The following is an 11,500-nucleotide window of genomic DNA, read 5'->3' on the forward strand; positions in this document are numbered from 1 at the left end:
CTTGTATCGAAAAATGACAAAAATGAAGAGTATCTCAGAGGGGCAAATCTGGGGACTGTTTGTTCTCTTTTTATCAGTATTTTTGATCGCCAGCGATTTCACCGCCTTTTCACCAGCTCTCCCCGCTATCGCCAAAGACTTTTCTGTCCGCATCTCATTTGTGCACTGGGTAGTGAATGCCTATGCCTTGGCCTATGGAGTCATTATTGTGACCAGTGGGCGTTTGGCGGATATCTATGGGCGTGAAACTGTTTTCTTAATTGGTGTTGGTATATTTTCTTGCTCATCGCTATTGGGAGGGTTTGCGAGTGAGGTAGGGGTGCTGTTAATCGCCAGGGTATTGATGGGGTTGGGAGGTGCATTGGCCTGGTCGGCAATGCTGGGGATGGCTTACACAATGTTGCCATCTGATCGCGCAGGATTTGTTGGGGGCTTTGTTTTGGCCGCATTAGGTGTATCTACTGCTTGCGGGCCTGTTATTGGAGGAGTGCTGTCAGATTTTTTGAGCTGGCGCTGGATTTTATTTTTGAATATCCCTATTGCTATCTTTGTGGTCGTTATTTACATATTGAAGTACCCGTCAGAGCGCTTTGAGAAAAAAGACGAACGAATTGATTACTTGGGCGTGTTAACTCTCTCCGTATCCCTTTTCCTGTTTTTGTTGGCTCTTGATTTAATGACTCAGACAGGTATTTCTCGACTCTTGGTTTTCTGTCTTCTGGCAATATCTTTATTGGCTGCGATAACTTTTGCTTTTGTTGAAGCTAGAATGGCAGATGATGCTCTTATTCCAGCGAGCTTGGTGAGAAATCGTGTGTTTATGGCATCAGGAGTTAGTGTGTTTTTTGTCGCTATCGCCTTCTTTGCAACCCTTGTCTATATCCCTTTACTTTTTATTAGCGTGCATCATTATTCTGCATTTCAGGCCGGATTGGCTTTGTTGCCAGCTATGGTCTCTTCTGGCGTTTTTGCATTTGTATCTGGAGCAATTCATGAGCGGTTTGGCCCCAAATTACTGCTCTGTTCAGGCGCCCTGGTGATGAGTCTGGGGCTTTTTATGCTTTCGGTTCACGGTCATCATATTGTCTACCCAGTCTTTGTGCCGGGCATGTTATTGATTGGCATTGGGTTAGGTATATTTAGCCCTGCCGCTGTGACTGCCGCAATAACTTCTGTGGAGGCCAGTAAATCCAGTTTATCTGGTGCTGTTGTCTATATGTTCCGTTTTTTAGGTGGTGCTGTGGGTTTGGGGATCAATTCAGCCATATTGGCGTCAGCGCCGGATATTGCCACCGGTGTGAACCGGGCACTACTGGTAGATGGATTTATTGTCCTTATAGGGTTCTTGATTGCAATTTTCTTCTTTCAGGAGCCCCAGAGAAGGTAATTAACGCGCTGCTTAGATTCCTCTTAGGCAATACGGTTTCTTATCGGTCTTTAGGAGCGTGTTTCCTATTTTCATTCTCTCTAAATGTTGACTGCAAGGGATAGGGCGAGTGGTCGGGGCTATCCTTCAACAAGTATTAGCGATGTTAACTCGTATGGGTTGTTAGCCGTTTAATATTGGCGGCTCAGGAAGGGCTGAGTTCTTAGAGATTGCTAATAGTAAATTTATACGAAATGGATCTCGGATATGAAATTGTCTTGGTTGCGGTTCTTGGCTGATAATTCTTTTGTTGTATCTCTTGTTGTAATCTTGATGGTGTCAGGCCCCATTGCTCTGGCAGAGAATTTACGGGGAAGTACTACGGGGCCAACTTCTGCACCAGGATACAGCCATCCGGATCAATTTTTGCATTTAAAGCCTGTAAAGCTGGCTGACAATATGTATCCCGTAATCCAGCATCCGCAAGAGGAAAAGCAAGCTAGACAGAAGCTGGCTCTTTTGGAGGAGAAGTTTGGAAAAAAGCCTAACATATTGATTTTCTTACTTGATGATGTGGGCTGGATGGATGTTGGTTTTAACGGAGGAGGAATTGCTGTCGGCAATGCTACACCCACCATGGATAAGTTGGCGAATGAGGGGCTTATCTTAACCTCTGCCTATTCAACACCTTCATGCTCGCCAACACGGGCTACGATTCATACCGGCCAAAATCCGCTACACCATGGAATCCTACGCCCCCCTATGTACGGTGAGGCTGGTGGCTTGGACGGAGCGGTAACTATGCCGGCGGTACTCAAAAAGTTAGGCTACGTGACCCAGGGGGTCGGTAAATGGCATATGGGAGAGAATAAGGGCTCACTACCGCAGAATATTGGTTATGACGATTACCGAGGGTTTCTCGGTGTATCAGATATGTATACGGAATGGCGGGACGTTTATTTCAATCCAGAAGTGGCGCTGTCTCCAGAGCGCTTTGCCATGATGCAGAAGGAGCCATTTAGTCATAGTGAGGTTCATTGCACGCCGCAGGACACGGAACGGTGTGAAGATCTCCATCTGATTGACCTGGACACTATCAAGGTGCTCGATGACCAGTGGATGGATTACAGTGTAAATTTCATTAGGCAAATGAAAAGCTCTGAAAAGCCATTCTTTTTGTATCACGCCCCCCGAGGTTGCCACTTTGATAATTATCCATCTGATAAGTGGGCAGGGAAATCGCGAGCTCGTACAGTATATAGCGACTGTATGGTACATATGGATTATGTACTTGCACAGCTATTTAGTGCTTTGCAGGAAACAAACCAGCTGGATAACACTCTGATTTTCTTCACCTCGGATAATGGCCCCGAGTGCGAGGTTCCTCCTTATGGCCGAACCCCTTTCCGGGGTTGTAAAGGTACGAGCTGGGAGGGTGGAGTAAGAGTGCCGACATTTGCCTATTGGAAGGGGATGATAGAGCCGCGCCGAACTGAAGGGTTGTTTGATCTGGCTGATCTCTTTAACACAGCAATTTCAATAGCGGGCAAGCCCGGTAGGGAGGTGGCAAGTTTTGTTAGTGAAGATCGATATATCGATGGTATCGATCAAACGGGAATGCTGTTGGCGGATAATGGCCAGTCTGCACGCCGTAGTCGGCCCTATACGATGAATCAGTATTTTTCTGCCATGCGTATTGATGAGTTCAAATATGTATGGACGGCAGAAATCGAAAATGGTGTCGTACAGAGGGGAAACTGGGGCGGGTTCAGTGGTCCCATTTTTGTTGAGAGTGGTGGGGCAATATTATTTAACCTTTATTCCAATCCTCAGGAAGATGTCAGTATCGGTGTACGTCATTTGCCAATGCTTGTACCGGTGATGACAACAGCAGGGGACTACATGAAAGAACTCATTAAGTATCCCCCACAATTCAAGATCGGTTTTATATCCAACAATCCGCCAATCTATGACCTTTTACCTCAAGCCAAAGAGAAGTTAGAGCAGTTTGAGAAAGAGGGTACTGGTAAGTATCCCTGGCCTTAGAGTTGAACCCTGAAATGTAGCTTTAACTCTACGAGTGGATTTATGCTTGAGCCGTTTAAGTATGTAATATTTTGACGGCTATTAAACAGGGTGGCGGGAGCCATTCTCTTGAGATACAGGCCTCGATAGATCAAACAAAATGGCCGGCCTCGCTCGTGATTCTGGAGGCCGGCCTGTGGATTATTGTAAGATTGTGCCGGTGTTGCTAGTGCCCACTTGCGTAGCGGTTGCAGAGTTCCCAGATGTTGCCTGGGTGGTATCATGGGTGTTTGTTGTGCCCATTTGCATAATGTTGGCGGTATTCATCGTCATTGATTGGTTAATCGTAACCGTATTAGAATCTCCAATCTGTTCCACATCGGCAACCAGTAAATCTCCAATCTGGAATAGCGTAGAGGAATTACTTAAGCCATCCTGTTCGATCTCAGCATCGTTACTGTCACCAAATTGAATGGCAAAAACCATATTGGTTGTACCCAGTTGTTCGGCAAAAAGGTTATTACCGAGGCCGTCCTGCTGTCCAAGATCAGCATCGTTTGAATCGCCATCCTGTATTAGCTCGGCAGTACCACCGGTAGATGTAAATTGTGTTATGAGAGAGGTATTACCTGTCCCTAACTGGATTGTACTCTGAATATTCCCCGATCCGTTGGCGACCTGAAAAAAGGTAGCCATATTTGATGTGCCATCCTGAAATATGGTGGCGGTGCTAGAAGTTTCACTTGACTGGGTACCGCCTACGTCATTAGTCGTTCCCAGTTGGATGACAACAAGTCCATTCCCCGAAGAGTTTGATTGAATAATAGATCCAGTGTTTGAATCACCATTCTGGGTGATTGTGGCTGTATCGAGGGAGGAATTGAGTTGTGTTGTGGTGAATTGGTTGGAAGTGCCAATTTGTGTGGTTGTCGAAGTTACCGATGTGGTATTGGTTTGAGTGGCATCGAATAAATTAGTTTGACCGTTTTGCAGTACAGTAATTGTCGATGTGATCGCATTATCTTGCTCAATCGTCGAAACGGTATTGTTGTCGCCAATTTGGGTACTGTTGATAACACTATTTGTAGAGTTGGTTATCTGTGATGTGGTTGATGAATTGTTGTCGCCGGTTTGAGTGAATATCGCGAAGTTGCCCGACGTGGTGGGGTCAGCTTGGTTGGCTGTTGCTGTATTCCCGGTGCCATTTTGATTGACAATCGTGGTATTGGCGACAGCATGCGCGCTGATTGCTAAAGCAAGTGCCGAAGCAATATAGGTGTAAGTTTTCATATCTACTTCCTTACAAATCAACATATTAATCTTTATCAAGCGGATTACCGCCTGCTTGTCGATTTGGGACTCTGCGGAATATCTGGTTAGGCAAAGACGGCTCTCAAATCCCTGGGTAATTACTTGAATTGTTCCCATCCAAAGTTACTGCTGACACCCAAGATACTACCGTTAAAATGATATTGGGTGATGGTGTAGGATGACCTAACGATTTTCGGTCAGGTGAGCAGTATTTTCCTTGGGATTTAACTATCAATCTACTGAGAAGAAATCCCTAAAGAGATAGTTGCAGGCCTATATTGCAGCTTGTCTTGTGTAAAAAAGAAGTGACTAATTACGTTAGTCATTTCTTTTATGCATTTAAAATAGGGGCGGGGAAAAACCTGGGGGCTTTAATTGTTGAAAGATTTACTATAGCAAAGTAAATATCACTATATCATCAGGTATGGCCGGCTCCAGCTTGAGTCTCACAGGAGCCGGCCGATAAATTACTGCAAGATGGTACCTGTATTACTGGTACCTAGCTGGGTAGCAGTTGCTGAGTTTCCACTTGTTGCCTGGGTGGTGTCATGGGTGTTGGCGAAACCCATCTGCATAGTACTGGCATTATTGTTGGTTGATGTTTGGGTAATTGTTGCAGTATTCGAAGTCTGGATTTGTTCTATATAGGCTACGAGCAAGTCGCCATCCTGTGATAGATCTGCTGAGTTACTTAATCCATCCTGGAGAATTTCACCATCGTTACCCGCACCAGTTTGAAAGGTCATGACCGTATTGGTGGTGCCTAGCTGTTCAGCGTAGAGACTATTGCCCGCGCCTAAATCTTGTTCAATATCTGCATCGTTTGAATCACCTTCCTGTATTAATTCAGCAGAATCTCCGACACTGGTAAATTGAAGAACTAATGAGGTGTTACTCGTTCCCACCTGGGTTGTACTTTGAGTATTCCCTGTTCCGAGAGATTGTGTACTTCCCGACATATTTGATGTGCCATCTTGAAGTACCGTGATGGTGCCGGAAGTCTCAGTTGATTGAGCTGCTCCTGCGGTATTAGTTGTTCCAAGCTGGGTAATAAAAAGCCCATTCCCAGAGGAGGATGACTGAACCATGGAGCCCATGTTGGAGTCACCATTCTGGGTGATTACGGTGGTATCCAGAGATGAATTGGTTTGTACCGTTGTATATTGGTTGGAGGTGCCTGTTTGCGTGGTTGTTGAAGTACTTGAGGTGGTGTTACTTTGAAGTGCGTTAAATAAATTGGTTTGACCATTTTGCACTACGGTAACTACTGACGTAGTGGCATCGCTTTGATCAATCGATGAAACGGTGTTGTTGTCGCCAAGTTGAGTGCTGTTAATAACACTATTCGTAGTGTTGACAACCTGAGATGTGGTTGATGAGTTGTTGTCACCGATTTGTGTGAATATCGCAAAGTTGCCTGACGTGGATGGGTCAACCTGGTTGGACAGGGCTGAATTCCCGACGCCATTTTGATTGACAATGGTAGTATTGGCGGCAGCGTGCCCACTGATGGCTATAGCGACTGCCGCAGCAATGGAGGCGTAAGTTTTCATATCTATTTCCTTACAAATCAACATATTAAGTTCTATCAAGCGGATTACTGCCTGTTTGTCGATTTGGGACTCTGCTGAATAGCTGGTTAGGCAAAGACGGCTCTCAAATCCCTGGGTAATTACTTGAATTATTTTCACCCAAAGCTACCACTGACATCCAAAGCACTATCGTTAAAATGATATTGGATGACGTTATAGGATGACCCTCCGATTTTTGATTATGGGCAGAGTGTTTTCCTTGGGAATTAACTATCAATATTCTGAGAAGAAATTCCCAAAGGTGATCGGAGGCTCTTAATTCTTCGTCTGAGGGAGGGGGGAAGAGGCAGGTTCCTTTAAGCGCTCTTTACATCTTTGCCAGATTTTTCAACAAAATAATGGCATAAAAAGGCAATGGGAATTGAGTATAAAGCGATAATAAATGCGAGACCGAAGAAACCTGATTCTGTTGTTGCTATTCCTGCACAGCAAAGGAGAATGCTTGGAAGAGCACCACCCAACATCATAGAAACTCGGTTGTATCTCTGCATCTTTAACAGGAAGTACTCAATAAGCTTCCCGTAGGTTAGGGTGGCGATTAAGGATACCAGAGTAGTCATCAGATAGAATGTCAGCATGGGGACTGTGCCATTAAGAATCTGAATTCCGGAAGCACCAGGCAAGGAAAAAACCGCAATAATAGTTGGCAATACGACACAGGTTAGCGCAGTAGCTTTAAGGGCAATAAGGAAGGATATAGTTTGGGGCGAAGGAGTGGTTTTACTTTCCAGGTTGGCCTTAGGCGCTTTGTAATAATTTGTAGGCATGTACTTATTGATGAAGCTCGTTTAAATCTGTTTTTTCAAGTGGAATGTAGCTTAATTAATGGTAATCATTAGCTGTTGTCATGTAAATGTGATAGTGGCTCGAATTATATTGATTTTTGATTGCGAATTGAGGCTTTGCTGGGGTGGGTGTTGGAACAAATACACCATACTGGATATAAAGTACCTGTAGATTTAATCGATGGCATCCAATGGAAGCTCTTTAACTCCCACTCACTACTGGGGGCTCTTTGCCCTGCTACTGGCGGCATTTCTTCTTGCCAATGATTATACGGCATTTTCGCCGGCACTCCCGGCAATTCAAAAGACATTCAGTGTCGATATCACCACCATTCATTGGGTCGTTAACGCCTATACCCTGGTGTATGGTGTTTTGATTGTGTCTACGGGCAGGATGGCTGATATCTATGGTCGTCGGCGAATGTTTATTACCGGCATCTATATCTTTACTGCATCTTCCCTTGTAGGTGGATTTGCGGGAAATATAGGAACGCTATTATTCGCCCGTGCATGGATGGGTTTGGGGGGAGCCTTGGCCTGGGTTGCCATCCTGGGTATGGTTTTCTCCCTCTTGCCCAGGGATAAGGCCGGGCTGGCCGGAGGATTGATTCTCACTACAACGGGGTTGGCCAATGCCAGTGGCCCAGTGATTGGTGGTCTGTTGGCTGATTTTGCCAGCTGGCGCTGGATATTATTTATTAATATTCCCATTGCTTTGCTGGTTATTCTTCTGTGTTGGAGCAAATATCCTCCAGCTAGTACGCAGAGAAGCAATAAGAAAATTGACTATTGGGGTGTTATTACCCTCTGTGGGTCTTTATTTAGTTTCCTCCTTGCTATGGATCTGGTGGTTCAGTATGGCTTGTCCCACTTCTATGTGTGGGGCCTATTGGTACTGTCCATATTTCTCATGATATTTTTTGCTGTTGTTGAAACTGTTGATCCTAATAACGCGCTAATTCCAGGTGAATTGATAAAGAACAGAGGCTTTATCGCCGCTGGACTCAGTATGTTCTTTGTTGCTATCGCATTTTTTGCGACCCTGGTTTATATCCCGCAGCTATTTATCAAGGTGAAGGGCTTTTCTGCCTTTGGGGCTGGGTTGGCGTTGTTACCATTAATGGTCAGCTCTGGTGTTGTAGCCTATATTTCTGGCGCTTTATACGAGCGGTTGGGCGCCAAGATTTTGATTTGTGCTGGTGCTTTGGGTATGTGTGTAGGGCTGTTTCTACTGTCGGCTGTTGAGCCCCAGGCATCTTATATTCGCTTCCTTCCCGGGCTTTTGATAGTTGGCAGCAGTATTGGCATATATAGTCCTACGATTGTTACAGCGGCAATTAGCGTAGTTGGGCCCAGTGATTCCAGTTTGGCAGGGTCGATTATCTATATGTTTAAATTTGTGGGCGGGGCCCTTGGGTTGGGAGTTAATGCGACTTTACTGGCTATGGCTCCCAACATCGCTGTTGGGATTGAGCGGGCCTTTGTGGTTGATGCTTTTCTGGCACTACTTGGGTTCTTGATTTCCATGATTTTCTTTTCTGGTCTTTCTACAAAAACGATTCGTTAATGGCAGCTATTTTCACTGAGAACTAGCCGAGTTTTTAGGTATGGTTGATAAAAAGGCCTCGGTGAAAAGTAATCTATATCTTGGTCTAGGCGCGCTGTCCCTGGCCATCTTTCTTGTGGCCAATGATTTCACTGCATTTTCGCCGGCATTGCCTGTGGTTGAACAAGAGTTCCAGTCAGATCTTACTACGAGTCAATGGGTAATTAGTGCTTACGCATTGGTTTGCGGTGTGTTGATAGTTTCAGGAGGTCGTCTGGCTGATATGTATGGTAGGAGGCGAACATTTATTGTCGGGTTATTAATTTTCATGTTTTTCTCGTTTTTGGGCGGAATTGCTGGAAGTATGGGAATGCTATTGGTTTCCCGTGCATTTATGGGGGCGGGGAGTGCGCTGATTTGGCCGTCTGTTTTGGGGATGATGTACAGTCTGATGACACCGAAGAATGCAGGGTTGGCCGGTGGACTGATTATTACGATATGCGGTATAGCAAATTCTGTAGGGCCATTAGTGGGAGGTTTCCTGGCTGACTATATCAGCTGGAGATGGATTCTATTTATTAATTTACCACTTTCTCTAGTGGTTCTTTATCTTTGCTTCAGAGTGATTCCACCAGATTCGTTAAATGTGCCTAAAGATAAGTTAGATTATCGAGGAGTTGCTCTACTGTCATCGGCACTATTCTCTCTTCTGCTTGCTTTCGACTTTGTAGTCGATGTGGGGTTTAAAAACTATCTGGTGTTTGGACTGTTTATGGCTTTTTTTCTCTTGTTTTGCCTCTTTATATTGGTTGAGGGGAGAGCAGCTGAGGGGGCATTAATCCCTCCAGATGTAGCAGGAAACAAGTCTTTTGTCACTGCAGCCTGTGTCGCTTTGTTAATTGCCCAGTTCTTCTATGCGGGGTTCTTTTTTATCCCGCAATATTTAAGTAAAGTCCATGGAGCTTCTGCAACAATAGCAGGTCTGGGATTGGTTCCACTTATGTTGGCATTTAGTGTATTTGGTTTTGTTGCTGGTAATGTCTATAAGGTGCTGGGAACCAAGCTAATTGTCTCCATAGCAACACTATTAATGGCTTTAGGTTTATATATGCTGTCTCATATCTATCAGGACGGTCAATATATTCGCTTGGTTCCCGGGTTGTTAATTTTGGGGGCGGGTATTGGCTTATTCAATTCTACTATAATCACGTTTGCAATATCGGTTGTTGATCCGCGCCGAGCAAGTTTGGCCGGAGCAATAATCTTTATGATTCAAATAGCGGGTGGTGCAGTGGGGTTGGGCCTGAATACCACAATAGTCGCAATGGCTGGTGATATATCTTATGGGATTAGTCAGGCATTTACATTAAACGCATACTTGGCGATGTTATCTTTTATTATTTGCGTTTTATTTATAGGGTCTAAGGAAGAAAAAGCTTAACGTCATTTTGTATGTCAATTGGTTTATGTATATGTAAGTACAGGTTTACGCAATGGAAAGACAAGAGGGTCTCTTAGATAAGAATTTATACCTTGGAATGTTGGCTCTGTCTCTTGCCATTTTCCTTGTCGCCAATGATTTTACGGCCTTTTCTCCCGCGCTGCCGGCAATGGAGCACGAGTTCCACTCTGACCTTACAACGACCCAGTGGGTCATTAATGGTTACGCCTTAGTCTTTGGAGTACTGATTATTTCAGGTGGTCGCCTTGCCGATATGTATGGCAGGAGGAGGGTATTCTTTATTGGAACCCTGCTATTTATGGCGTTCTCACTTATCGGTGGGATTGCAGTTAATATGGGAATGTTATTGATATCCCGGGCACTGATGGGGATTGGAGGGGCTATGATGTGGCCGTCGATCCTGGGTATGACCTATGGCCTGATGACTGAAAAGCGAGCGGGTTTGGCTGGAGGGCTGGTGATTACTGTTTGCGGTATTGCCAATTCAGTTGGACCACTGTTAGGTGGTGCGCTGGCAGATTATGCCAGTTGGAGATGGATTTTCTTTATTAACCTGCCGGTATCAGCAGTTGCCTTATATGTTTGCTGGAGAGTGATTCCTGATGACTCTCCAGAAGCTTGTGATGAACGTATTGACTATGCCGGAATCACTTCGCTGTCGATGGCTCTATTTGCCTTGCTGCTGGCGTTTGATCTTGTGGTTGATGTCGGTTTCAAAAGCCCATTGGTCCTCGGCCTTATCGCTGCCTTTTTCTTACTTATATGCTTGTTTAGTGTCGTTGAGAAGCGAGTTGGGGCTCAGGCGTTGATTCCACCGGATGTGGCTGGGAATAAACGGTTTGTTTTCGCCTCTATTGCTACGTTATTGATTTCAGCACTTTTCTTTGCGGGATTGTTTTTTATTCCCCAATTCTTAACCCATGTTCGAGGTACCTCGGCGATGAAGGCGGGGATGGGGTTGATCCCTATGATGCTCTCCTTTAGCGTTTTCGGCTTTCTGGCAGGGAAGCTATATGATGTGATTGGAGCAAAGAAGATAGTATCGGCAGCTACTTTATTGATGACGCTGGGAATGTATCTTCTATCTCATATCCACAAGGATACTCAATATATGTCTTTGGTTCCTGGCCTGGTGATATTAGGTGCTGGTATTGGTTTGTTCAATTCCACCATTACCACTGTGGCTATAACGGTTGTTGATAACAGTAGAGCGAGTTTGGCGGGTGCAATCATTTTTATGTTTCAAATAGCGGGTGGTGCCGTAGGATTAGGGTTGAATACAACGATAGTGGCGATGGCCACTGACATGCCATCGGGTATTGAATATGCATTTACTGTAAACACCTATCTCGCCATGTTTGCTTTTATTATTTGCATTTTATTTGTTGGGGATAAAAAAGCCTGAGGTTTGAT

General features: G+C 44.8%; 8 protein-coding genes. 5 read left to right on the forward strand and 3 right to left on the reverse strand.

The window, feature by feature from the left end; all coding sequences use genetic code 11:
- Window positions 1–13 precede the first annotated feature (13 nt).
- Both ACJJI6_RS01765 and ACJJI6_RS01770 read left to right on the forward strand, forming a co-directional pair.
- A complete protein-coding gene (locus ACJJI6_RS01765) occupies window positions 14–1,387 on the forward strand; it encodes an MFS transporter (RefSeq protein ID WP_475712307.1) in 1,374 nt (457 codons plus the stop codon).
- A 246-nt stretch (window positions 1,388–1,633) separates the two neighbouring features.
- Entirely contained in the window at window positions 1,634–3,412 is a 1,779-nt protein-coding gene (locus ACJJI6_RS01770; protein WP_475712308.1) for a sulfatase-like hydrolase/transferase, read from the forward strand.
- Window positions 3,413–3,592: 180 nt separating this feature from the next.
- Here ACJJI6_RS01770 and ACJJI6_RS01775 read toward each other — a convergent pair whose 3' ends face one another.
- The 3 genes from ACJJI6_RS01775 to ACJJI6_RS01785 form a co-directional block, all read right to left on the reverse strand.
- The gene (locus ACJJI6_RS01775; RefSeq protein WP_413662556.1) at window positions 3,593–4,819 is read right to left on the reverse strand and encodes a hypothetical protein; all 1,227 of its coding nucleotides are present in this window, start codon (window positions 4,817–4,819) and stop codon (window positions 3,593–3,595) included.
- 350 nt (window positions 4,820–5,169) lie between these two features.
- Complete coding sequence (locus ACJJI6_RS01780; RefSeq protein WP_413662555.1) at window positions 5,170–6,393, reverse strand: hypothetical protein; 1,224 nt, start codon at window positions 6,391–6,393, stop codon at window positions 5,170–5,172.
- Between the two features lie 197 nt (window positions 6,394–6,590).
- On the reverse strand, window positions 6,591–7,061 hold the full coding sequence (locus tag ACJJI6_RS01785) for a hypothetical protein (RefSeq protein WP_413662554.1): 471 nt from the start codon (window positions 7,059–7,061) through the stop codon (window positions 6,591–6,593).
- Between the two features lie 199 nt (window positions 7,062–7,260).
- Here ACJJI6_RS01785 and ACJJI6_RS01790 point away from each other — a divergent pair, with 199 nt between their 5' ends.
- The 3 genes from ACJJI6_RS01790 to ACJJI6_RS01800 are packed head-to-tail and all read left to right on the forward strand — an operon-like array spanning window position 7,261 to window position 11,492.
- Window positions 7,261–8,646, forward strand: coding sequence for an MFS transporter (locus ACJJI6_RS01790; RefSeq protein ID WP_475712309.1), 1,386 nt, complete (start codon window positions 7,261–7,263; stop codon window positions 8,644–8,646).
- Between the two features lie 40 nt (window positions 8,647–8,686).
- A complete protein-coding gene (locus tag ACJJI6_RS01795; protein WP_475712310.1) occupies window positions 8,687–10,066 on the forward strand; it encodes an MFS transporter in 1,380 nt (459 codons plus the stop codon).
- A gap of 52 nt (window positions 10,067–10,118) precedes the next feature.
- Window positions 10,119–11,492 carry an MFS transporter gene (locus tag ACJJI6_RS01800; protein ID WP_444911106.1) on the forward strand — a complete coding sequence of 458 codons (1,374 nt, stop codon included), beginning with the start codon at window positions 10,119–10,121 and terminating at the stop codon, window positions 11,490–11,492.
- Window positions 11,493–11,500 lie beyond the last annotated feature (8 nt).

The organism is Microbulbifer maximicatervae (SeqCode) (assembly GCF_056232625.1).